Source organism: Klebsiella sp. CTHL.F3a (assembly GCF_019890895.1).
In the GTDB taxonomy this organism is placed as follows: domain Bacteria; phylum Pseudomonadota; class Gammaproteobacteria; order Enterobacterales; family Enterobacteriaceae; genus Klebsiella; species Klebsiella grimontii.
Window position 1 is genome coordinate 1034600 of record NZ_CP082360.1, and the last position, 22799, is coordinate 1057398.

Here is a 22799-nt window from a genome sequence, read left to right on the forward strand (position 1 = left end):
CGGGAGCTTTTACGGCCTTACGGTGCCGGGTAGGTATAAACCTGATGCACCGCTTCAATCTCGGCTAAAACCTCTGCGCTTAGCTCCAGATGGAGGCTTTCGACGTTGGTCTTAAGCTGCTCCATGGTCGTCGCGCCAAGCAGGGTGCTGGCGACAAAAGGCTGACGACGCACGAAGGCCAGCGCCATCTGCGCCGGATCAAGGTTGTGCCGCCTGGCGATATCGACATAGGCCGCTACCGCTTTTTGCGTTTGCTCGCCGCTGTAGCGCGTAAAACGGCTGAACAGCGTGTTGCGCGCGCCAGCCGGTTTCGCGCCGTTGAGGTATTTCCCGGTCAGCGTACCGAACGCCAGGCAGGAATAGGCCAGCAGCTCCACGCCCTCATACTGACTGACTTCCGCCAGGCCCACTTCATAGCTGCGGTTCACCAGGCTGTACGGGTTCTGAATCGTCACGATGCGCGGCAGATCGTGCTTATCCGCCAGGTGGAGATAGCGCATTACGCCAAACGCCGTTTCGTTGGAGACGCCAATATAGCGAATCTTACCAGCGCGCTGGAATTCGGCCAGCGCGTCCAGCGTATCCAGCAGGGTGACGACCGGCGCGGAATCGGCCCAGGTGTAGCCCAGCTTGCCGAAACAGTTGGTCGGGCGCTGAGGCCAGTGTACCTGATAGAGGTCGAGATAATCGGTCTGCAGACGCTTCAGGCTATCGTGCAGCGCATCGCGGATGTTTTTGCGATCCAGCTTGTGGTCAGGACGAATGCTGCTGTCGTTATTGCGGGCGGGGCCGCTGACTTTAGAGGCGACAACCAGCTTTTCGCGATTGCCGCGCTTCGCCAGCCAGTTGCCGACGTAGGTTTCCGTCAGGCCCTGGGTTTCCGGGCGCGGCGGGACGGGATACATTTCCGCGACATCAATCAGGTTAATGCCCTGACTCACCGCGTAATCGAGCTGTTCGTGCGCGTCTGCCTCGCTATTCTGCTCACCAAACGTCATTGTGCCCAGCCCCAGCGTGCTGATCTCAAGAGAACTGTGTGGGATACGGTGATACTGCATAGCCGGCTTCCTTTTTTTATCAACAAGGTCAGGCATTACCCGACAAAGGAATATAAAAATGGCAGAGGGGGAGAAAAAGGGGAAGTAAAAAATCAAAAAAGCCGGGTTGACGCGCTCCGGCCCGCTTAATGCTGGCGGGCAGATCCGGTTTGTCCCGACTCTTTTCTTAAATCTGAAGAATAATGAAAGCTGCTCAACCCGGCGATAAATGAGACATCGCTGCCCGGCGGCGGGTCTTAACGTTTAATAATCTGCGAAACGTCGTCACGATTGATCTGCATTTTATTACCCTGCTGATCTTCGTAGCTGATAAGGCCGGTATCGTCATCTATGGCGGGCTTACCGTCGGTCAGAATCATGCGACCATCTTTGGTTGCCATGACGTAATCGCTGCTGCAACCGGAAACCGAGAACGCCAGTCCTACGGCGGAAATCAATACTGCCCATTTTTTCATCGTTATCACCCCTATTATAGCCGCACCTCGTACCAGTATATTAATAGCCTGATTTATGAGACATAAAAAGCAGTTAAGTCTTAAAAAAGGATTGCAGCCCGTTTCAGGGCTGCATTTTAGCGGGCTACAGCGGATTTTTTTTATTGCGCAGCAGGTTGAGGCTTTCAACTGCAATCGAAAAGAACATCGCGAAGTAGATGTAGCCTTTCGGCACGTGCACGTCGAAACTTTCGAGCATCAACGTGAAGCCGACGAGGATCAAAAACGACAGCGCCAGCATTTTCACCGAAGGATGGCGGTCAACAAAATCGCCTATCGGACGAGCGGCGACCATCATTACCAGCACCGCGATGACCACTGCCGCCATCATGATAAACAGATGGTCCGACAGCCCGACGGCGGTGATCACCGAATCGAGACTGAAAATAATATCCAGCAGCATAATCTGCACGATGGCGCCCATAAAGGAATGGACGTTGGTTTTCAGCCCTTCTTCTTCGCCTTCAATGGATTCGTGAATCTCTTTACTCGCCTTCCAGATCAGGAATAGCCCGCCCAGCAGCAGGATCAGATCGCGAAACGAGATCTCCTGGCCTAACACGGTAAAGAGCGGATTGGTGAGCTTGACGACCCACGCGATTGACGCCAGCAGTGCCAGACGCATGATCATCGCACCCATTAGCCCAATGCGGCGAGCGTGAGCCCGTTGCGCCGTGGGCAGCTTAGCGACCACCAGAGAGAGGAAAATAATATTATCGATCCCGAGCACTATCTCCAGCAGCGTCAGCGTACCAAGCGCCAGCCAGGCGTTAGGATCGGTTACCCATGCAAATAACATCGTTCAAAGTCCTGCAAAATAGAAAGATGCGATTATATGCAACCGCTACGGCAGAACAAAAAAATAATCATCCGCAGGCCGTTATTTAGGAGGAGAGAAGGAAGTGGCGGGCCAACAGGGCGGCGGTAAAGTTTTTCTTCAGGTAGAAACCGCGCGGTAAGGTGAGGATCGGCTCGCCGCGGGCGCCGACGGCCTCGGTCAGCGCTTTGCTGTTTGCCGCTTTCGGGCGCAGCTGCAGCACTTCGCCATGGCGGGCGGTAATACGTTCGACCTGGCCGAGCACGATCAGATCCATCAGCTCTTCCCAGTCCATCCGCAGCTGGCGATCTTCTTCTTCGCTGGGGCTCCACAGCAGCGGAGCGCCGACGCGGCGATCGGCCAAAGGGATCGTCCGCTCGCCCTCTACCGGCACCCACAGCACGCGCTTGAGCTTATGGCGCACGTGGCTGCTCTCCCAGGTCACGCCGCTGTTGCCGGTGAGCGGCGCGACGCAGACGAAGGTGGTTTCCAGCGGGCGGCCTGAAGAATCGATGGGGATCGTTTTCAGCTCGACGCCGAGGGCGGCGAAATCCTGCTCCGGCTTACTGCCTGCGCTGGCGCCCAGCCATATCTCCAGCAGAATGCCGATCCAGCCTTTATCGCGTTTTAAATCGCGCGGAATCGGAATCCCGGCAAGCTGGGCCAGTTCACCCAGCGAATAGCCTGCCAGCTGCTGCGCCTGGGCCAGAAGTTGCTCCTGGCTTTGCGGGGGGGATAAGAGCGGCGCGATGGTCGGCATAACGTAAAACCTCTGACTAAAAAGTGAGCAGTAATTTCATCCATTGTGGATAGAGTTTACCTTTTCTTGAGTAAGTATGACAATTTGATGATTCGTATGGCTTTTTTTTCATTTTTTTGTCGCTGTGAAAATGGTGAAACCGGGTTTTCCAGAACTGGTCACCGACAATGAACAGGATCTTACACCCTGTTATCCACAGAAAAATGGGATAACTGGGGAAAAGCGCCACTACTGTTTCCATTTACAGCCTTGACGTGAGAGGAAAATCGAGTTTTTAGACAAAATATGCCCAGCTCGATTGTGTAATCTGTGGATAAAATCAACATTGCTCGATCTTTCATCAGTTCCAGGATCGCTTATGTGATGATCGTCACGTTATACTGTGAATTATGAAATTTAAACATGCTAACATAATGAAAATTAGGTCATTATTATTAATGGTTATGGCTACGCCGTTCGGATGATTCCGGGTTTTCCCGGGTTAATTCCATACTTCTTCACAACTCTATCCACAGAAAAAGTGAATAAAATCGTCCGGGTATGGCTTTCGCTGTTTATAACTCTGGGTATTACTGTGAGTTATTCAAATGTTATTCGAACTCATCGCTCTCACAGAGTGGTTTACCGTTTCCAGCGAGTGTGAAACAATCATTCACATTGAAGCTTATTTTGAGGTAGTCCGGTGATTGATGACGATGGCTACCGCCCAAATGTCGGTATTGTAATCTGTAATCGCCAGGGCCAGGTTATGTGGGCCAGGCGCTATGGTCAGCACTCGTGGCAGTTCCCGCAAGGGGGCATAAATCCAGGAGAATCAGCAGAGCAAGCGATGTATCGGGAATTGTTCGAAGAAGTCGGGTTAAGCCGCAAAGATGTGCGGATCCTCGCTTCAACCCGTAACTGGTTGCGTTACAAATTGCCTAAACGTTTGGTGCGTTGGGACACTAAGCCGGTATGTATCGGCCAGAAACAGAAGTGGTTTCTCCTGCAATTGATCGGCAGCGATGCGGATGTCAATATGCAAACCAGCAGTACACCTGAGTTTGATGGCTGGCGATGGGTAAGCTACTGGTACCCGGTGCGCCAGGTGGTGTCGTTTAAGCGCGACGTATACCGCAGGGTGATGAAAGAGTTCGCCAGCGTCACGATGGCGCTGGCGGAAAGCACGCCTAAGCCGCAAAGCGCGCCTGCATATCGACGTAAAAGAGGTTAAGCCACGCACATTATGCTCACTCGGTTGCGAGAAATAGTCGAGAAGGTCGCGAGTGCGCCGCGTTTAAACGAGGCGCTGGATATCCTGGTCACCGATATCTGCGCCGCGATGGAGACGGAAGTCTGTTCGGTTTATCTGGCTGACAATGACCGACGCTGTTATTACCTGATGGCGACGCGCGGGTTGAAAAAGCCCCGCGGGCGCATCGTTGCGCTTGCTTTTGACGAAGGCCTGGTCGGCCTGGTGGGCCGCCTGGCGGAACCCATTAACCTCGCCGACGCGCAAAAGCACCCCAGCTTTAAATACATTCCCGCAGTAAAAGAGGGCCGTTTTCGCGCCTTCCTCGGCGTGCCAATTATCCAGCGGCGTCAGCTGCTCGGCGTGCTGGTCGTGCAGCAGCGCGAACTGCGCCAGTTTGACGAAAGCGAAGAATCATTCCTGGTCACTCTGGCCACGCAAATCGCCGGCATTCTCTCTCAGTCCCAGCTGAACGCGCTGTTTGGTCAATACCGTCAGACCCGCATCCGCGCGCTGCCCGCCTCGTCAGGCGTGGCGATTGCCGAAGGCTGGATGGACGTCAGCCTGCCGCTGATGGAGCAGGTGTATGAAGCCTCGACGCTCGATACCGCTTCCGAGCGCGAGCGGCTGACCGGCGCGCTGGAAGAGGCGGCGAATGAGTTTCGCCGCTACAGCAAGCGCTACTCTGCCGGCGCGCAGAAAGAGACGGCGGCTATCTTTGACCTCTATTCGCATCTGCTTTCCGACGCGCGCCTACGCCGCGAACTGTTCGCCGAAGTCGATAAAGGCGCGGTGGCTGAATGGGCGGTGAAGAAGATCATCGAGAAGTTTGCCGAACAGTTTGCCGCGCTCAGCGACGGCTATCTGAAAGAGCGCGCGGGCGATCTGCGCACGCTGGGCCAGCGGCTGCTTTTCCATCTTGATGACAGTATTCAGGGGCCAAACACCTGGCCGGAGCGTATCGTGCTGGTGGCGGATGAACTGTCGGCCACCACCTTAGCGGAGGTTCCTCAGGATCGTTTAGCCGGCGTGGTGGTGCGCGATGGCGCGGCCAACTCCCATGCCGCGATTATGGTGCGCGCGCTGGGCATTCCGACGGTGATGGGCGCGGATATTCAGCCTTCGCTGCTGCACGGGCATACCCTGATTGTTGACGGCTATCGCGGCGAGCTGCTGGTCGACCCGGAGCCGGTGCTGCTGCAAGAGTATCAGCGCCTGATCAGCGAAGAGAACGAGCTTAGCCGCCTGGCTGAGGACGATCTTGAACGCGCTTCCGAACTGAAAAGCGGCGAGCGGGTAAAAGTGATGCTCAACGCGGGCCTCAGCCCCGAGCACGAAGAAAAGCTCGGCAATTTCGTCGACGGTATCGGCCTTTACCGTACCGAAATCCCCTTTATGCTGCAAAGCGGCTTCCCGTCTGAAGAGGAGCAGGTTGCCCAGTATCAGGGCATGCTGCAGATGTTCAACGAGAAATCGGTCACTCTGCGCACGCTGGACATCGGGGCGGATAAACAGCTGCCGTATATGCCGATTAGCGAAGAGAATCCGTGCCTTGGCTGGCGCGGCATTCGGATCACGCTCGATCAGCCGGAGATCTTTCTGGTACAGGTCCGCGCGATGCTGCGGGCCAACGCCGCAACCGGAAACCTCAGCATCCTGCTACCGATGGTCACCAGTCTCGATGAAGTGGATGAGGCTCGTCGCCTGATCGATCGCGCCAGCCGCGAAGTGGAAGAGATGATTGGCTACGCCATTCCCCGCCCGCGTCTTGGCGTGATGCTGGAAGTGCCGTCGATGGTCTTTATGCTGCCGCAGCTGGCGAACCGCGTTGATTTTATCTCCGTTGGCACCAACGACCTGACCCAGTACATTCTGGCGGTGGATCGCAACAATACCCGGGTCGCCAGTATGTACGACAGCCTGCATCCGGGCGTACTGCGGGCGCTGGCGATGATTGCCCGCGACGCCGAGCGTTTTGGTATCGACCTGCGCCTGTGCGGCGAAATGGCGGGCGATCCGATGTGCGTGACGATCCTGATCGGGATGGGCTATCGCCATCTGTCGATGAACGGTCGTTCGGTGGCGAGAGTGAAGTATTTGCTGCGGCGCATCGATATCAATGAAGCCCAGGAGCTTTCCCAGCGTAGCCTGGACGCGCAGATGACCGCCGAAGTGCGCCATCAGGTCGCGGCTTTTATGGAGCGACGCGGACTCGGCGGCCTGATTCGCGGCGGCCGGTAGCGGGGGCTACGGTTCATGAATTTGTAGCCCGGGTAAGGCGTTAGCCGTGACCCGGGACAACGCTGACGAGATTCGAGCGGCCTGAGGGTTGGGTCGTCCGGACAGGCGCAGCGCGCCGCCTCCGGGAATGCTCAACCGCGAATTCGCATTCGTATACATATCTTTTACATGTCCGGCGCGGATCGCCCTTCGCGCTTATGCTATCATTCGCAGCCTTTGGAGCGCCCGTTTCTGACGCGCGCGAACGATCCCCGCTGTCCACTTTCGGCGGAATAACAAGTGTTTATGGTGACAGATGAATAGTGGCTACCTGCATTTTCCGGAGTTTGATCCGGTAATTTTTTCCATTGGACCGGTCTCCCTTCACTGGTACGGCCTGATGTACCTGGTTGGGTTTATATTTGCGATGTGGTTGGCCACCCGTCGGGCCAATCGTCCGGGCAGCGGTTGGACAAAAAACGAAGTTGAAAACCTGCTGTACGCTGGCTTCCTCGGGGTTTTCCTCGGCGGGCGTCTTGGCTATGTCTTCTTCTACAACCTACCGGTGTTCCTCGACGATCCGCTCTATCTGTTCCGCGTCTGGGACGGCGGTATGTCCTTCCACGGCGGCCTGATCGGCGTGATTCTGGTGATGATCATTTTCGCCAAACGCACGAAGCGTACCTTCTTCCAGGTTTCCGATTTTATTGCGCCGCTGATTCCGTTTGGCCTCGGCGCCGGGCGTCTGGGCAATTTTATCAACGGCGAACTGTGGGGCCGCGTCGATCCGAACTTCCACTACACCATGATTTTCCCCGGCTCTCGGGCGGAAGACCTGGCGCTGCTGCCGTCACATCCTGAGTGGCAATCGCTGTTCGATACCTACGGCGCGCTGCCGCGTCACGCTTCCCAACTCTATGAGTTGGCGCTGGAAGGCGTCGTGCTGTTCCTGATCCTGAACCTGTTTATCCGCAAGCCGCGTCCGGCAGGTTCGGTTTCCGGTCTGTTCCTGATTGGCTATGGTCTGTTCCGCATCATCGTGGAGTTTTTCCGCCAGCCCGATGCGCAGTTCACCGGCGGCTGGGTACAGTACATCAGCATGGGTCAGATTCTTTCGATCCCGATGGTGCTTGCGGGTATCATCATGATGGTCTGGGCGTACCGTTGTCGTCCGCAGCAACAAAATTCTTGAGGAACCATGAAACAGTATCTTGATTTGATGCAGAAAGTGCTCGACGAGGGCACGCAAAAAAATGACCGCACCGGTACCGGCACCGTCTCTATCTTCGGCCACCAGATGCGTTTTAACCTGCAGGAAGGATTCCCGTTGGTGACGACCAAACGCTGTCATTTACGCTCCATCATCCATGAACTGCTGTGGTTCCTGCAGGGTGACACCAACGTGGCGTATCTGCACGAAAACAACGTCACTATCTGGGACGAGTGGGCGGATGAAAACGGCGATCTGGGGCCGGTCTACGGCAAGCAGTGGCGTTCCTGGCCCGCGCCGGACGGCCGTCATATCGACCAGATCAGCACGGTGATGGAACAGCTGAAGAACGACCCGGATTCTCGCCGGATTATCGTCTCGGCATGGAACGTCGGCGAGCTGAACAAAATGGCGCTGGCCCCGTGCCACGCGTTCTTCCAGTTCTACGTCGCCGACGGCAAGCTCTCCTGCCAGCTCTATCAGCGCTCGTGCGATGTATTCCTCGGCCTGCCGTTCAATATCGCCAGCTACGCGCTGCTGGTGCATATGGTGGCGCAGCAGTGCGACCTCGAAGTGGGCGATTTTGTCTGGACCGGCGGTGATACGCACCTGTACAGCAACCACATGGAGCAGACGCACCTGCAGCTGAGCCGCGAACCACGGGCGCTGCCGAAGCTGGTGATCAAACGTAAGCCGGCATCGATTTTCGACTACCGTTTTGAAGACTTCGAAATCGAAGGCTACGACCCCCATCCGGGGATTAAAGCGCCAGTGGCGATTTAACCCGGAAGTGACGACGAAAAACCGGTGCCTGCGAGCGCCGGTTTTTTTATGCGCCAGCAAGGCCAAACGGCGCAGTAACCCGCTGTCAGAAGACTTTTTTGCGAGCAGGTATCCTGCGTCTCTGCAACCCGTTGCAATACCATAAATACTCTCTGAAGCGCGACGCAAACCCGCATTTTACTGTTCGAATAAAGCCTCAATGCTCCGCATACTTGGGCCATGAACAGAGAACATGGCTACACCCTGATTGAAACCCTGGTCACGATGGTCGTGGTCGTCATTCTTGGCGCCAGCGGGCTTTACGGCTGGCAGAGCTGGCAACGGCAGCAGCGCTTGTGGCAAACCGCCTGTCAGGTCCGCGACTACCTGGTGCTGCTACGCGATGACGCCAACTGGCACAACCGCGATAGAGTGTTAAGCGTCGGCCAGGGCGCGGCGGGGTGGTGCCTGAGCGCCAGCGGGCCGATGGCCGACTGTAGCGTCAGGAACGCTTTCACGCTGCAACCGCTCTGGCCGGAGGTTTCGCTCAGCGCGATGACGCCGGGGCTGGGATTCTATGGCCTGCGTAATACCGCCTGGGCCGGGCATATCCGCCTGCAAAGCGCGGCCGGCGGCTGGAACATAATCGTTTCAAACTGGGGGCGAATCCGCCTCTGTCGCGGCGAGGAGATAGCATCATGCCTGTAACATGCCGCGGTTTTTTGCTACCGGAAACGCTGATCGCGATGGCTATCAGCTCCGTACTGCTGCTCGGCAGCGCGCGTTTTCTCCCGGCGCTGCAGTGGGCTACGCTTCGCCAGACCCGCCAGCAGTCGCTGGAAAATGAGCTCTGGCAGCGAATCTACACCGTAGCGAAGCACCTGCAGCGCGCCGGCTATTGCCGTGGCCTCTGTCGCGGGCAGGCGCTGTATATTGCAGGCGGCGGTGATTGCCTGCTGGTGAGTTGGGATAGCAACAGCGATGGCGTCTGGAATAGCGCGCCGTCATCGGAATCGGATACCACCGGGTTTCGTCTGCGCGATGGCGCGCTGGAAACCCTGCGCGGAGCAAGCGCCTGTAGCGGCAAAGGCTGGGAGAAAATGACCAACCCGGCGGCGATTCAGGTCACCGCGTTTCAGGTTACGCGCCTGGAGAGGGCGGGCTTCTCGCCTGAATTATCGATCGCGCTGGCGGCGCACTCGGTCGCCGACCCGCAAATCCGCGCGCGGGCGGAATACGCCGTAACGGGATATAACCTGTGAATCGCCAGCGCGGGCTCTCTTCGCTACTGATGGTACTGCTGCTTTTAGCGCTCGGCAGTTTATTACTCCAGGGGCTGAACCAGCAGCAGCGTTCGCTGTTAGCGCAGACGGCCAGCGAAACACAGGCGCTTCGCGATGCCGCTGGCGCGCATTCTGCGCTGCAGTGGGGGAAGGGGCTCGCCTGGTCTCTCCAGGAAACGGTTAGCTGCCAGCAGAACGCGGCGCTCGGCTGGCGCGCCTGCTTGCGGATCTTTAGCGACGCCTCGGTATTGCTAATTGGCGGCAGCGATGGCGGCGGCATGCTGCTGTGGCAGTCAGGCGCAATCGAACAAAGCCGCATTCGCTTTTCGCCTCACGGCTGGAGCGATTTTTGCCCGTTAAAGGAGGCGAGCCTATGCCAGATGCCCTGAGGCGGCAGAGAGGGTTTAGCCTGCCTGAAACGCTGCTGGCTTTAGTCTTGCTTATCGCAACTGTGACCACGCTGGCCGGCTATCAGCGAGGGTTGGCCAACGGCTTTATGCAGCTTAACCAGTACCGTCAGCTGTGGCGCGATGCGTGGCGATTCGCTCAGCTTAGCCCACCGGTGATTCCCGCGAATCGCCAGGTATCCCGTGTGCAGACATCGGTGCAAAGATGTGTCAGCATCACGGTAACGATCACCATGCCCGCAGCCAGGCGGGCGCAGATGACCCGGCTGCATTGCCCGGTCAGTCAGTAACCAGGAGCGAATATGTTAAGGGTGTACCACTCAAACCGTCTGGATGTGCTTGAAGCGTTGATGGAGTTTATCGTCGAGCGCCAGCGGCTGGATGACCCTTTTATGCCGGAAATGGTGTTGGTGCAGAGTACCGGGATGGCGCAGTGGCTACAGATGACGCTGGCGCAGCGCTTCGGCATCGCGGCCAACATTGAGTTCCCGCTGCCCGCCAGCTTTATCTGGGATATGTTCGTGCGGGTACTGAAAGATATTCCCGGAGAAAGCGCGTTCAGCAAACAAAGTATGAGCTGGAAACTCATGACCCTGCTACCGCAGCGGCTTGACGATGAATCTTTTACGCTACTGCGCCACTACCTGCACGACGATAGCGACAAGCGTAAGCTGTTCCAGCTGGCCGCCAGAGTCGCCGATCTCTATGACCAGTATCTGGTTTATCGCCCCGAGTGGCTGATGCGCTGGGAGGCCGATCGGCGCGTGGACGGCCTGGGCGATGCGCAGGAGTGGCAGGCGCCGCTGTGGAAAGCTCTCGTGGAATATACCGCCGAGCTGGGCCAGCCGCTGTGGCATCGCGCCAATTTGTACCAACGCTTTATCAGCGCGCTTGAAGCGGCCGAAGAGCCGCCCGCCGGGCTGCCGTCGCGAGTCTTTATTTGCGGGATTTCGGCGCTGCCGCCGGTATATCTGCAGGCGCTACAGGCGTTGGGTAAGCATGTCGACGTCTATGTCCTTTTCACTAACCCGTGTCGCTACTACTGGGGCGACATTAAAGACCCGGCATTTCTCGCAAAACTGCTGTCCCGCCAGCGCCGTCACCACCGCGAAACGACGCGAGCGCTGCCGCTGTTTCGCGATACGGAACAGGCTCCAGGGCTGTTCAACGACGCCGGGGAGCAGGATGTGGGTAATCCGCTGCTGGCTTCCTGGGGCAAGCTGGGGCGCGACTATATTTATCTGCTGGCGGGTCTTGAGCGCTATGAAGAGCTGGACGCCTTTGTCGATATCGCGCCGGATAACCTGTTGCATAATCTGCAGGCGGATATTCTTGAGCTGCGCAATGCGGCGGTGGCCGGGCGCAGCGCCGAGGAGTTTGCCAACAGCGGCAGCAAGCGGCTGCTGGCCGCGGATGACCGTAGCCTGACGATTCATGTCTGCCACAGCCCGCAGCGCGAGGTTGAGGTGCTGCACGACCGGCTGCTGGCGATGCTGGAAGAGAATCCCGAACTCACCCCGCGCGATATTATCGTCATGGTGGCGGATATCGATAGCTACAGCCCCTATATCCAGGCGGTCTTCGGCAGCGCCAGCGGCGAGCGCTGGCTGCCGTGGGCGATATCCGACCGGCGCGCCCGTGAATCGCATCCGGCGCTGCAGGCGTTTATCACTCTCCTTTCGCTGCCCGACAGCCGCTTCGCCAGCGAAGACGTGCTGGCGCTGCTCGACGTTCCGGTACTGGCCGCGCGCTTTAACATCGACGAAGAGGGGCTGCGCTACCTGCGCCAGTGGGTTAACGAATCCGGCGTACGCTGGGGAATGGATGACGACAACGTGCGCGAGCTCGACCTCCCTGCTACCGGCCAGCATACCTGGCGCTTTGGCCTGACGCGTATGCTATTGGGCTACGCCATGGACAGCAGCGAGGGGGAGTGGCGCTCGGTGCTGCCTTATGATGAGTCGAGCGGTCTTATCGCCGAGCTGGTGGGCAACCTGGCGTCGCTGCTGATGCAGCTCAATCTCTGGCGTCGCGGGCTGGCCCAGGATCGCCCATTAGCCGAGTGGCTGCCGCTATGCCGAGACCTTCTGAACGACTTCTTCCTTCCGGACAGCGAAACGGAGGCCGCCCTGGCGCTGATAGAACAGCAGTGGCAGGCGGTGATTGACGGCGGCGTCGACGCGCAATATGGCGAAACGGTACCGCTGTCGCTACTCCGCGATGAGCTGTCCCAGAGGCTCGATCAGCAGCGTATCAGCCAGCGCTTTCTCGCCGGCCCAGTCAATATTTGTACCCTGATGCCGATGCGTTCGATTCCTTTCAAGGTGGTCTGCCTGCTGGGAATGAACGACGGCGTTTATCCGCGCACCCTGGCGCCGCTGGGCTTTGATTTAATGAGCCAGAAGCCGCAGCGCGGCGACCGTAGCCGTCGCGATGACGACCGCTATCTGTTCCTTGAAGCCCTGATGTCTGCCGAACAGAAGCTGTACATCAGCTATATCGGCCGTTCTATTCAGGATAACAGTGAACGTTATCCCTCCGTTCTGGTTCAGGAGCTGGTGGACTACATCGGCCAGAGCCATTGCCTGGAGGGCGACGAGGAGCTGGACTGCGATGCCAGCGAACGCCGCGTCAAAGAGCACATCACGCATCTACATACCCGCATGCCTTTCGATGCCGCTAATTTTCTGGCCAATGAAGATCAAAGCTATGCCCGGGAATGGCTGGCGGCCGCCAGCCAGCAGGGGGAAGCGCACAGCGCGTTCATCCAGCCGCTGCCGGCGCCGGAAATCGATCGCTTACCTTTCGAACAGCTGCTGCGCTTCTGGCAACACCCCGTTCGCGCCTTCTTTCAGCAGCGGCTGCGGGTGAATTTCCGCTCGGAGGAGAGCGAGATCCCCGACGATGAACCTTTTATCCTCGAAGGGCTGAGCCGCTATCAGCTGAACCAGCAGCTGCTCAACACCCTGATTGAAGAGCAGGACGCCTCGGCGATGTATCGCCGCTTCCGTGCCGCCGGCGAGCTACCCTACGGCGCTTTCGGCGAGCTGGCCTGGGAAACCCAGCGTCAGGAGATGCAAAACCTGGCCGAACGGGTGATTGCCTGCCGCCAGCCGGGGCAAAGCATGGAAATCGATCTGCAATGCAACGGAGTCAACATAACTGGCTGGCTGCAGCAGGTACAATCCGACGGTTTGCTGCGCTGGCGGCCTTCGCTATTAAGCGTGGCCCAAGGGATGCAACTTTGGCTGGAGCATCTTGTCTATTGTGCTAGCGGCGGTAGCGGCGAAAGTCGGCTGTTTGTGCGTAAAGAGGGCCAGTGGCGTTTTCCACCGCTGGCGCAGGAGCAGGCCCAGGGCTACCTTAACGATCTGGTTGACGGTTACCTGCAGGGAATGTCCAAACCGCTGCTGCTGCTGCCGGAAAGCGGCGGCGCATGGCTAAAAGTCTGTTATGACGCCGAAAAGGATGTCATGTTAATGGACGAAGAGACGCAGCAAAAAGCGCGCAGTAAATTTCTACAGGCTTATGAAGGGAACATGGTGGTCAGCGGTGAAGGTACCGACGTCTGGTATCAGCGCCTGTGGCGTACCCTGGAACCAGAATACTATGAAGAGATCCTTACGCATACGCAGCGTTATTTGCTACCGGTGTTTCGTTTCCATCAGTCCGAATAACATTGTAATAGTATAAAAATTGCGCACTGGACGGCAGTTCAATTATGATGCGCAGCGAATCACGGACTGATGTTTTATTAAGAGCTTATCCCATTAGGTTATTTTATTTGCCTGTTTGGGCTTGGGCAGTGCTCACAATCCTCACGTACTATGTGTACGCTCCGGTTGTTCCGCGCTGTCCGCGTCCAAACTGGCTGCAACAATGACACCTACCGGGAAAAGCTCTAAGGCTGCCAATTATGCAGCGCCAGGTTTGTTAATGATGAGGTCCGTGAATGCCCCGCAGTTTATGGTTCAAGGTTATTGTTTTACTGGCCGCCCTCTGGGCGCCGTTAAGTCAGGCAGACACCGGATGGCAACCGATCCAGGAAACCATCCGTAAAAGCGACAAAGATACCCGTCAATATCAGGCGATCCGCCTCGATAACGGCATGGTGGTGCTGCTGGTTTCCGATCCCCAGGCGGTAAAATCGCTGTCGGCGCTGGTCGTTCCCGTGGGATCGCTGCAGGATCCCGCCGAGCATCAAGGGCTGGCCCACTTCCTGGAGCATATGACGCTGATGGGCTCGAAAAAGTACCCGCAGCCGGATAGCCTCGCAGAGTTTCTCAAAATGCACGGTGGCAGCCACAACGCCAGCACCGCGCCGTATCGCACCGCCTTCTATCTTGAAGTGGAAAACGACGCCCTCGACGGCGCGGTCGATCGCCTGGCCGACGCCATCGCCGCGCCGCTGCTGGATAAAAAATATGCCGACCGCGAGCGTAATGCGGTGAATGCCGAGCTCACGATGGCGCGTACCCGGGACGGGATGCGAATGGCGCAGGTTAGCGCGGAAACCATCAACCCGGCGCACCCCGGCTCGCAGTTTTCCGGCGGTAACCTTGAAACGCTGAGCGATAAGCCCGGCAAACCGGTGCTTGATGCCCTGCACGCTTTCCGCGATAGCTGGTATTCCGCCAACCTGATGAAGGCGGTGATCTACAGCAACAAGCCTCTGCCGGAGTTGGCAAGCATCGCGGCGGCCACCTACGGTCGCGTGCCGAACCACGATATCAGCAAACCGGAGATTACCGTCCCGGTGGTGACCGATGCGCAAAAGGGCATTATCATTCACTACGTCCCGGCGATGCCGCGTAAAGTGCTGCGCGTGGAATTCCGCATTGATAACAATAGCGACAAGTTCCGCAGCAAAACCGATGAGCTGGTGACCTACATGATCGGTAATCGCAGTCCCGGCACGCTCTCCGACTGGCTGCAAAAGCAGGGGCTGGTTGAAGGCATTCGCGCGGACTCTGACCCGGTGGTCAACGGCAACAGCGGGGTGCTGGCGATATCTGCGACCCTGACGGACAAAGGTCTGGCACACCGCGATGAAGTTACCGCAGCCATCTTTAGCTACCTCAATCTGCTGCGCAGCCAGGGGATTGATAAACGCTATTTTGATGAGCTGGCCCACGTGCTGGCGCTCGACTTCCGCTACCCATCCATCAACCGCAATATGGATTACGTCGAATGGCTGGCGGACACCATGATCCGCGTGCCGGTGGAGCATACGCTGGACGTGGTCAACATTGCCGATCGCTACGATCCGCAGGCAATCAAAGACCGCCTGGCGATGATGACGCCGCAAAATGCCCGCATCTGGTACATCAGCCCGAAAGAGCCACATAACAAGACAGCCTACTTTGTCAATGCGCCCTATCAGGTGGATAAAATCAGCGAGCAGACCTTTGCCGACTGGCAGCAGAAGTCCAGCGCCATCGACCTCAAGCTGCCGGTGCTGAACCCCTATATTCCGGATGATTTCAGCTTAATCAAAAGCGATAAGGCTTACCCGCATCCGCAGCTGATCGTTGATGAACCGACGCTGCGGGTGATTTACGCGCCGAGCCAGTACTTCGCCAGCGAACCGAAAGCGGATATCTCGCTGGTTCTGCGGAACCCGCAGGCGATGGACAGCGCCCGCCGCCAGGTGATGTTTGCGCTCAATGATTATCTGGCGGGCATTGCGCTCGACCAGCTCAGCAACCAGGCGGCGGTCGGGGGGATCAGCTTCTCTACCGGCGCGAATAACGGCCTGATGGTTAACGCCAACGGCTATACCCAGCATCTGCCTGAGCTGTTTAACGCCCTGCTCGACGGCTACTTCAGCTATACGCCAACCGAAGAACAGCTGGAGCAGGCCAAATCCTGGTACGCTCAGATGATGGATTCGGCGGATAAAGGCAAAGCCTACGATCAGGCGATCATGCCGATTCAGATGGTTTCGCAGGTGCCGTACTTCCAGCGTGAAGAGCGGCGGGCGCTGCTGCCGTCGATTACGCTGAAAGAGGTGCTGGAGTACCGCGCTAATCTCAAGGCGAAAGGGCGACCGGAGCTGATGGTCATCGGTAATCTTACCGCCGATCAATCCACCGCCATGGCGCGGCAGATTCAAAAACAGCTCGGCGCCGACGGCAACGAGTGGTGCCGCAACAAAGACGTGCTGGTCGACCATAAACAGCTGGCGATTTTTGAAAAAGCGGGCAACAGCACCGATTCCGCGCTGGCCGCCGTCTTCGCGCCGCCGAACATTGACGAATACGCCAGCTCCGCCGCCAGCTCGCTTCTCGGGCAAATCGTACAGCCGTGGTTCTATAACCAGCTGCGTACGGAAGAACAGCTGGGCTACGCGGTCTTCGCCTTCTCGATGAACGTGGGCCGCCAGTGGGGAATGGGGTTCCTGCTGCAAAGCAACGATAAGCAGCCGGCTTATCTCTGGCAGCGTTTCCAGGCCTTCTTCCCCACGGCGGAAGCCAAACTGCGGGCGATGAAGCCGGAAGAGTTTGCGCAAATTCAGCAGGCGGTAATTGGTCAGATGCTGGAAGCGCCGCAAACGCTGGGCGATGAAGCGTCGAAGCTGAGCAAAGATTTCGATCGCGGTAATATGCGTTTCGATTCACGTGATAAAGTAGTGGCTCAGATTAAATTGCTGACGCCGCAAAAGCTTGCCGACTTCTTCCATCAGACGGTGGTGGATCCGCAGGGCATGGCAATGCTCTCCCAGGTTTCCGGTAGCCAGAATGGCAAGGCGGAATACGCGCATCCTCAGGATGGCAAAGTCTGGGAGAACGTCAGCGCATTGCAGAAATCCTTACCCCTGATGCGAGAGAATGAATGACCGACACCGCCGAGTCTCTTGACCCCCTGCGCTTGCCCCTGACGGGCGAGCGCCTGATAGAAGCCTCTGCGGGCACAGGAAAAACCTTTACCATCGCCGCGCTCTATCTGCGGCTGCTGCTGGGGCTGGGCGGTGAATCCGCCTTTCCCCGGCAGGTTAGCGTGGAAGAGCTGCTGGTGGTGACCTTTACCGAAGCGGCGACCGAAGAGCTGCGCGGGCGTATTCGCAGCAACATCCACGAGCTGCGTATCGCCTGCCTGCGCGACAGCGCCGACAACCCGCTTTACGCCGGGCTGCTGGCGGAAATCGCCGATAAAACCCAGGCCGCGCAAACGCTGCTGCTGGCCGAACGCCAGATGGACGAAGCGGCGGTGTTTACCATTCACGGCTTCTGTCAGCGGATGCTGAGCCTCAACGCCTTTGAGTCCGGCATGCTGTTCGAACAGCAGCTGATTGAAGACGAGTCCCGCCTGCGCTATCAGGCCTGCGCCGACTTCTGGCGTCGCCACTGCTACCCGCTGCCGCGCGAAATCGCGGCGGTTATCCACGAAGCGTGGAAAGGGCCGCGCGATCTGTTGAAATCCATCGACCGCTGGCTACAGGGAGAGGCGCCGCAGCTTAAATCTCCGCCGCCGGCTGACGAAACGCTAGCCGAACGCCATCAGCAAATTATCGAACGCATCAACGCGCTGAAGCAGCAGTGGCTGGCACAGGTGGGCGAGGTTGAGGCGGTGCTGGAAAACTCGGGCCTCGACCGGCGCAAGTTCAATCGCGGCAATCAGGGGAAATGGCTGGAGAAAGTGACCGCCTGGGCCCAGGAAGAGACCCTGAGCTACCAGCTTCCGGATGCGCTGGAAAAGTTCTCCCAGGTCTTCTTGCTTGAGCGCACCAAAGCGGACGGCGCGCCGCCAGTACACCCGCTGTTCAGCGCGGTAGAAGCGCTGCTGGCGACACCGTTAACCCTGACCGATCTGGTGATCGCCAGGGCGATGGTTGAAATCCGCGAAGCGGTCGCGCGGGAGAAACGCCGCCGCGGCGAGCTGGGCTTTGACGATATGCTCAGCCGCCTGGATGACGCCCTGCGCGGGGAGAGCGGCGAAGCGCTGGCCAGCGCGATTCGCCAGCGCTTTCCGGTGGCGATGATCGACGAATTTCAGGATACCGACCCGCAGCAGTACCGCATCTTTCGCCGCATCTGGCGGCGTCAGGCGGACACTGCGCTGCTGCTGATTGGCGACCCAAAACAGGCTATCTACGCCTTCCGCGGCGCGGATATTTTCACCTATATGAAGGCGCGCGGGGACGTCACCGCCCACTATACGCTCGACACCAACTGGCGCTCCGCGCCGGGGATGGTTGACAGCGTCAATCGCCTGTTTAGTCTCAGCGATAATCCCTTTATGTTCCGTGAAATCCCGTTTATGCCGGTGAAGTCGGCCGATAAAAACCAGGGGCTGCGCTTTACTGTCGATGATGCTGCGGTACCGGCGATGAATATCTGGCTGATGTCGGGCGAGGCTGTGGGCGCGGGGGATTACCAGACGTTTATGGCTCAGCTCTGCGCGGCGCAAATCCGCGACTGGCTCAGTGCCGGCCAGCAGGGCAAGGCGCTGCTGTGGCGCGGTGAAAAAGCGGAGCCGGTGCGGGCTTCAGACATCACGGTACTGGTGCGTAATCGCCAGGAAGCGTCATTAATCCGCGATGCCCTCCAGCTGCTGTCGATTCCTTCCGTGTATCTCTCCAATCGCGATAGCGTGTTTGAAACGCCGGAGGCGCAGGAGCTGCTGTGGCTGCTCCAGGCGGTGTTGGCACCTGAACGCGAAAATACGCTGCGCAGCGCGCTGGCGACGTCGATGTTTGGCCTTAACGCGCTGGATATCGAAAATCTCAATCACGACGAACGGGCGTGGGATGAGCTGGTTGAGGAGTTTAGTCGCTACCGGCAAGTCTGGCGGCAGCGGGGCGTCATGCCGATGCTCCGCGCGCTGATGAGCGCGCGGAGCATCGCTGAAAATCTGCTGGCGACCAACGGCGGCGAGCGGCGCCTGACCGATATTCTGCATATCAGCGAGCTCCTTCAGGAGGCGGCGAACCAGCTGGAGAGCGAACATGCGCTGGTGCGCTGGCTGGCGCAGCATATCGCCGAACCGGACAGCAACGCCTCCAGCCAGCAGATGCGGCTGGAAAGCGATAAGCATCTGGTGCAGATCGTCACCATCCATAAATCGAAAGGGCTGGAGTATCCGCTGGTCTGGCTGCCGTTTATCGCGCGGTTCCGTAAGCAGGATCAGGCGTTTTATCACGACAGAAGCTCCTTTGCCGCCGTTCTCGACCTGGGCCAGGATGAGGGCAGCATGGAGCTGGCGGAGGCCGAGCGTCTGGCCGAAGACTTACGTCTGCTTTACGTCGCGCTGACCCGCGCGGTCTGGCACTGTAGCCTTGGCGTGGCGCCGCTCAGCACCCGACGCAGCGACAAACCTGGCACCAGCGATTTTCATCACAGCGCGCTGGGCCGTTTGCTGCAGGGCGGGGAAGCGATGGATGCCGCGGGGCTGATGGCGCGCCTGCAGGTGTTCTGCAGCGGGGACATTGCCCTGCAGCTGCCGGATATGGCGGCGCAGATGCCGTGGCAGGCTCCGCAGGCGGAGCTGCCGCCGCTTTCAGCCCGTATGCTTGAGCGGTCGGTGACCGATGACTGGCGGGTCACCAGCTATTCCGGCCTGCAGCAGAATGGACACAGCGTGGCGCAGGATCTTCTGCCGCGATTGGATGTCGATGCCGCTGGCGTCGGTAAGGTCGTGGAGGAGCCGCAGCTTACGCCGCACCAGTTCCCGCGCGGCGCGTCGCCGGGAACGTTTCTGCACAGTTTGTTCGAAGATCTCGATTTTACCCAGCCGATTCCCGCCGACTGGATGGCGGAAAAACTTCAGTTGAGCGGCTTCGAGGAAAAGTGGACCCCCGTGCTGACCGCATGGCTCGACGGCGTACTGCGTACCCCTCTGCCTGGCGCGGGGATCGCCCTCAATCAGCTGAGCGAGCGCGATAAACAGGTGGAGATGGCGTTTTATCTCCCCATCGAACAGCCGCTGGATCCCCTGCGTCTGGATGCGCTGATTCGCCAGTATGATTCGCTCTCCGTGGATACCCCAACGCTCGATTTCCGCCAGGTGCGCGGGATGCTGAAAGGCTTTATCGACCTGGTGTTTCGCCACAACGGCCGCTACTACCTGCTGGATTACAAATCCAACTGGCTTGGGGAAAACCGCGAGGCTTATACCCAGGAGGCGATGAGGCAGGCAATGCGTTCGCATCGTTACGATTTGCAGTATCAGCTCTATAGCCTGGCGCTGCACCGCTATTTACGCCACCGTATGGCCGATTATGATTACGAACGCCATTTCGGCGGCGTTATTTATCTCTTTTTACGCGGCATGGACGGGCAGGAAGGCGGGCAGGGGATCTTCACCACCCGGCCGGCGCTGCCGCTGATTAACGGCCTCGATGCGCTGTTTGCCGGGGAAACCCTGGAGGTTGTGCTATGACCATGGATGAACTGTTGCAGCAGGCGGTTGAACAGCGCCTGCTGCGCCCGCTGGACGTCCAGTTTGCGCTCATGGTGGCGCAGGAGGCGCATCCGGCGGTGAAGCTGACTGCCGCAATTCTCAGCCGCGATGCCGGAGAGGGGCACGTCTGCCTGCCGATTTCACGTCTTGCCGACGATGAACTCCTGAGCGCAAAGACAACGGCTCTGAGTGAGCAAATCCTTGAACTGACCGGCGCTGCGGAGGGCTGGCTGCCCCTGCTGCTCGATTCGGAAGCGGTGAGCCGCGGTGAGCGGCCGACGCCGATGATCCTCTGCGGCGAACGGCTCTATCTCAACCGCATGTGGCGCAACGAATTAACCGTCGCGCGCTTCTTTAACGAAGCCAACCAGGTGCTGGAGGTAGATGAAACCCGGCTGGCCTCGACGCTCGACGCGCTGTTTCCGCCAGGGGATGAAATCGACTGGCAAAAGGTTGCTGCCGCGGTTGCTCTGACCCGACGGATTTCGGTGATCTCCGGCGGCCCCGGGACCGGTAAAACCACCACCGTCGCCAAACTGCTGGCGGCGTTGATTCAAACCAACACCAGCCCGCGCTGCCGTATTTGTCTGGCGGCGCCGACCGGTAAAGCCGCCGCGCGCCTGACTGAATCCCTCGGCGCTGCGCTGCGCCGCCTCCCTCTTACCGACGAACAAAAGGCGCTGGTGCCGACCGAAGCCAGCACCCTCCATCGCCTGTTGGGCGCGCAGCCGGGAAGCCAGCGGATGCGTTATCATGCCGGGAACCCGCTGCATCTTGACGTGCTGGTGGTCGATGAAGCCTCAATGATTGACCTGCCGATGATGTCGCGCCTGATCGAGGCGCTGCCTGAACACGGGCGGGTGATTTTCCTTGGCGACCGCGATCAGCTGGCTTCGGTAGAGGCCGGCGCGGTGCTGGGGGATATTTGCGCGTGGGTTAATGCAGGGTTCACCCCGGCGCGGGCGGCGCAGCTTGGCCGCTTGACCGGTCAGCCGGTGCCGGCAGGCGAAAGCGAGATTGCCGGCGCCCTGCGCGATAGCCTGTGCCTGCTACAAAAAAGCTACCGTTTTGGCCGCCACTCCGGTATCGGCCATCTGGCCTGGGCGGTGAACAGCGGTGAACGCCGCGCGGTCAGGGAGACGCTGCGTCAGTCGTTCGACGATATCGCCCTGCATCCGCTGAGCTCCACCGAGGAGTATGAAGCGATGCTCGTTCAGGCGCAGGCAGGTTACGGCCGTTTTCTGCAGCTGCTGCGTGAACGGGCCGAGCCCGCAGAGCTGATTGCCGCCTTTAGCGAGTTTCAGCTGCTCTGCGCGCTGCGCGATGGTCCTTATGGCGTTAGCGGCGTGAACGAACAGCTGGAGCAGATGCTGAACCGCAAGCGGGCGATTGCTCTGCCGCGCCATTCGCGCTGGTATGAAGGACGGCCGGTGATGATCTCCCGCAACGACAGCGCGCTGGGGCTGTTTAACGGCGATATCGGTATTGCGCTGGAAAGAGGCGATGGCCTGCGCGTTTGGTTCCCGATGCCCGATGGCAGCATCAAGTCGGTTCAGCCAAGTCGTCTGCCGGAGCACGATACCGCCTGGGCGATGACGGTGCATAAATCGCAGGGGTCAGAGTTCGATCACGCGGCGCTGATCCTGCCTTCGCGCAGCGTGCCGCTGGTAACCCGCGAGCTGGTTTATACCGCTATTACGCGTGCGAAACGGCAGCTGTCGATTTATGCCGATGAGCAGGTGCTGACCCAGGCGGTTGTCGCGCGTACCGAACGCCGCAGCGGCCTGGGGGATATTTTTTCCGCCGGGTGAGAGCCCGGCGGCTATTAGGACACCAGTAAAAGCATCAGCCATAGCAGCGAGATGGAATTCATGGCGAGAAAATACTTTGCCGAGCCTTTGGGGATCGGAGGCGTTGAGACATTAACCACCACGATAATCACGGTTGAAATCACAAGGTTAATGATAGACAGGACAATGAAAACAAAGAAAATGAACAGCCCGGCTCCCAGGGCGCTTCCGGAAGCGCCGCCGCTGCCCATCATCATCAGCAGAACGAGTAACCAGGGATAAAGCGCAATAACGGTGACGATTAGCTTTATATTCTTCACAAACCAGTTTGGTGATTTCTGCATAATAAGTACACATCCTTTGTGT

Annotated in this window: 17 protein-coding genes and 1 pseudogene; 12 read left to right on the plus strand and 6 right to left on the minus strand. The window is 58.6% G+C overall.

What is annotated here, in order from left to right; genetic code table 11:
- Nucleotides 1-17: 17 nt before the first annotated feature.
- The 5 genes and pseudogenes from K7H21_RS04955 to K7H21_RS29270 form a co-directional block, all read right to left on the minus strand.
- Nucleotides 18-1058, minus strand: a complete 1041-nt coding sequence (locus K7H21_RS04955) for an NADP(H)-dependent aldo-keto reductase (RefSeq protein WP_004124602.1) — start codon at nt 1056-1058, stop codon at nt 18-20.
- A gap of 236 nt (nt 1059-1294) precedes the next feature.
- Nucleotides 1295-1513: a YgdI/YgdR family lipoprotein gene (locus K7H21_RS04960; protein WP_004105255.1), complete on the minus strand. Its 219-nt coding sequence runs from the start codon at nt 1511-1513 to the stop codon at nt 1295-1297.
- Nucleotides 1514-1637: 124 nt separating this feature from the next.
- Nucleotides 1638-2351 carry a TerC family protein gene (locus tag K7H21_RS04965; protein ID WP_004132983.1) on the minus strand — a complete coding sequence of 238 codons (714 nt, stop codon included), beginning with the start codon at nt 2349-2351 and terminating at the stop codon, nt 1638-1640.
- An 85-nt stretch (nt 2352-2436) separates the two neighbouring features.
- The gene (mutH, locus tag K7H21_RS04970) at nt 2437-3129 is read right to left on the minus strand and encodes a DNA mismatch repair endonuclease MutH (protein ID WP_004124598.1); all 693 of its coding nucleotides are present in this window, start codon (nt 3127-3129) and stop codon (nt 2437-2439) included.
- 88 nt (nt 3130-3217) lie between these two features.
- Nucleotides 3218-3358, minus strand: a pseudogene (locus tag K7H21_RS29270) (hypothetical protein); the annotation flags it as partial.
- 453 nt (nt 3359-3811) lie between these two features.
- Between K7H21_RS29270 and rppH the strand changes: the two are divergent.
- The 12 genes from rppH to recD all read left to right on the plus strand — a co-directional run bounded on the left by rppH (nt 3812) and on the right by recD (nt 22454).
- Nucleotides 3812-4342 carry an RNA pyrophosphohydrolase gene (gene rppH, locus K7H21_RS04975; protein WP_004124593.1) on the plus strand — a complete coding sequence of 177 codons (531 nt, stop codon included), beginning with the start codon at nt 3812-3814 and terminating at the stop codon, nt 4340-4342.
- Nucleotides 4343-4354: 12 nt separating this feature from the next.
- Nucleotides 4355-6601 (plus strand): phosphoenolpyruvate--protein phosphotransferase, encoded by a 2247-nt coding sequence (ptsP, locus tag K7H21_RS04980; protein WP_004124590.1) that lies wholly within the window; start codon nt 4355-4357, stop codon nt 6599-6601.
- A 295-nt stretch (nt 6602-6896) separates the two neighbouring features.
- Nucleotides 6897-7772 (plus strand): prolipoprotein diacylglyceryl transferase, encoded by an 876-nt coding sequence (gene lgt / locus K7H21_RS04985; RefSeq protein ID WP_004124587.1) that lies wholly within the window; start codon nt 6897-6899, stop codon nt 7770-7772.
- Nucleotides 7773-7778: 6 nt separating this feature from the next.
- Nucleotides 7779-8573 (plus strand): thymidylate synthase, encoded by a 795-nt coding sequence (gene thyA / locus K7H21_RS04990; RefSeq protein WP_004124584.1) that lies wholly within the window; start codon nt 7779-7781, stop codon nt 8571-8573.
- Between the two features lie 219 nt (nt 8574-8792).
- Nucleotides 8793-9260 carry a prepilin peptidase-dependent protein gene (locus K7H21_RS04995; RefSeq protein WP_004124582.1) on the plus strand — a complete coding sequence of 156 codons (468 nt, stop codon included), beginning with the start codon at nt 8793-8795 and terminating at the stop codon, nt 9258-9260.
- Nucleotides 9251-9814, plus strand: coding sequence for a prepilin peptidase-dependent protein (locus K7H21_RS05000; RefSeq protein WP_172879899.1), 564 nt, complete (start codon nt 9251-9253; stop codon nt 9812-9814). The genes K7H21_RS04995 and K7H21_RS05000 overlap by 10 nt, the downstream gene beginning before the upstream one ends.
- Nucleotides 9811-10224, plus strand: coding sequence for a DUF2509 family protein (locus tag K7H21_RS05005; protein ID WP_223035633.1), 414 nt, complete (start codon nt 9811-9813; stop codon nt 10222-10224). Before K7H21_RS05000 ends, K7H21_RS05005 begins: the two co-directional genes overlap by 4 nt.
- A complete protein-coding gene (locus K7H21_RS05010) occupies nt 10209-10532 on the plus strand; it encodes a prepilin-type N-terminal cleavage/methylation domain-containing protein (protein ID WP_223035634.1) in 324 nt (107 codons plus the stop codon). The genes K7H21_RS05005 and K7H21_RS05010 overlap by 16 nt, the downstream gene beginning before the upstream one ends.
- Nucleotides 10533-10544: 12 nt before the next feature.
- Nucleotides 10545-13919, plus strand: a complete 3375-nt coding sequence (gene recC, locus K7H21_RS05015; RefSeq protein ID WP_087829938.1) for an exodeoxyribonuclease V subunit gamma — start codon at nt 10545-10547, stop codon at nt 13917-13919.
- A gap of 275 nt (nt 13920-14194) precedes the next feature.
- Nucleotides 14195-17080, plus strand: a complete 2886-nt coding sequence (gene ptrA, locus K7H21_RS05020; protein WP_223035635.1) for a pitrilysin — start codon at nt 14195-14197, stop codon at nt 17078-17080.
- Nucleotides 17077-20622, plus strand: a complete 3546-nt coding sequence (gene recB / locus K7H21_RS05025; RefSeq protein WP_142445210.1) for an exodeoxyribonuclease V subunit beta — start codon at nt 17077-17079, stop codon at nt 20620-20622. Before ptrA ends, recB begins: the two co-directional genes overlap by 4 nt.
- Nucleotides 20619-22454, plus strand: a complete 1836-nt coding sequence (gene recD, locus K7H21_RS05030; protein WP_087829929.1) for an exodeoxyribonuclease V subunit alpha — start codon at nt 20619-20621, stop codon at nt 22452-22454. Before recB ends, recD begins: the two co-directional genes overlap by 4 nt.
- Before the next feature lie 14 nt (nt 22455-22468).
- On the opposite strand, the gene K7H21_RS05035 is transcribed toward recD, so the two are convergent.
- Nucleotides 22469-22777, minus strand: a complete 309-nt coding sequence (locus K7H21_RS05035) for a hypothetical protein (RefSeq protein ID WP_004124564.1) — start codon at nt 22775-22777, stop codon at nt 22469-22471.
- Nucleotides 22778-22799 lie beyond the last annotated feature (22 nt).

Bases quoted from the DNA above. Each gene is read 5' to 3' on its own strand.
- K7H21_RS04955 (WP_004124602.1), bottom strand. From the start codon at position 1,058: ATGCAGTATCACCGTATCCCACACAGTTCTCTTGAGATCAGCACGCTG.
- K7H21_RS04960 (WP_004105255.1), bottom strand. From the start codon at position 1,513: ATGAAAAAATGGGCAGTATTGATTTCCGCCGTAGGACTGGCGTTCTCG.
- K7H21_RS04965 (WP_004132983.1), bottom strand. From the start codon at position 2,351: ATGTTATTTGCATGGGTAACCGATCCTAACGCCTGGCTGGCGCTTGGT.
- mutH (WP_004124598.1), bottom strand. From the start codon at position 3,129: ATGCCGACCATCGCGCCGCTCTTATCCCCCCCGCAAAGCCAGGAGCAA.
- ptsP (WP_004124590.1), top strand. From the start codon at position 4,355: ATGCTCACTCGGTTGCGAGAAATAGTCGAGAAGGTCGCGAGTGCGCCG.
- lgt (WP_004124587.1), top strand. From the start codon at position 6,897: ATGAATAGTGGCTACCTGCATTTTCCGGAGTTTGATCCGGTAATTTTT.
- thyA (WP_004124584.1), top strand. From the start codon at position 7,779: ATGAAACAGTATCTTGATTTGATGCAGAAAGTGCTCGACGAGGGCACG.
- K7H21_RS04995 (WP_004124582.1), top strand. From the start codon at position 8,793: ATGAACAGAGAACATGGCTACACCCTGATTGAAACCCTGGTCACGATG.
- K7H21_RS05000 (WP_172879899.1), top strand. From the start codon at position 9,251: ATGCCTGTAACATGCCGCGGTTTTTTGCTACCGGAAACGCTGATCGCG.
- K7H21_RS05010 (WP_223035634.1), top strand. From the start codon at position 10,209: ATGCCAGATGCCCTGAGGCGGCAGAGAGGGTTTAGCCTGCCTGAAACG.
- recC (WP_087829938.1), top strand. From the start codon at position 10,545: ATGTTAAGGGTGTACCACTCAAACCGTCTGGATGTGCTTGAAGCGTTG.
- ptrA (WP_223035635.1), top strand. From the start codon at position 14,195: ATGCCCCGCAGTTTATGGTTCAAGGTTATTGTTTTACTGGCCGCCCTC.
- recB (WP_142445210.1), top strand. From the start codon at position 17,077: ATGACCGACACCGCCGAGTCTCTTGACCCCCTGCGCTTGCCCCTGACG.
- recD (WP_087829929.1), top strand. From the start codon at position 20,619: ATGACCATGGATGAACTGTTGCAGCAGGCGGTTGAACAGCGCCTGCTG.
- K7H21_RS05035 (WP_004124564.1), bottom strand. From the start codon at position 22,777: ATGCAGAAATCACCAAACTGGTTTGTGAAGAATATAAAGCTAATCGTC.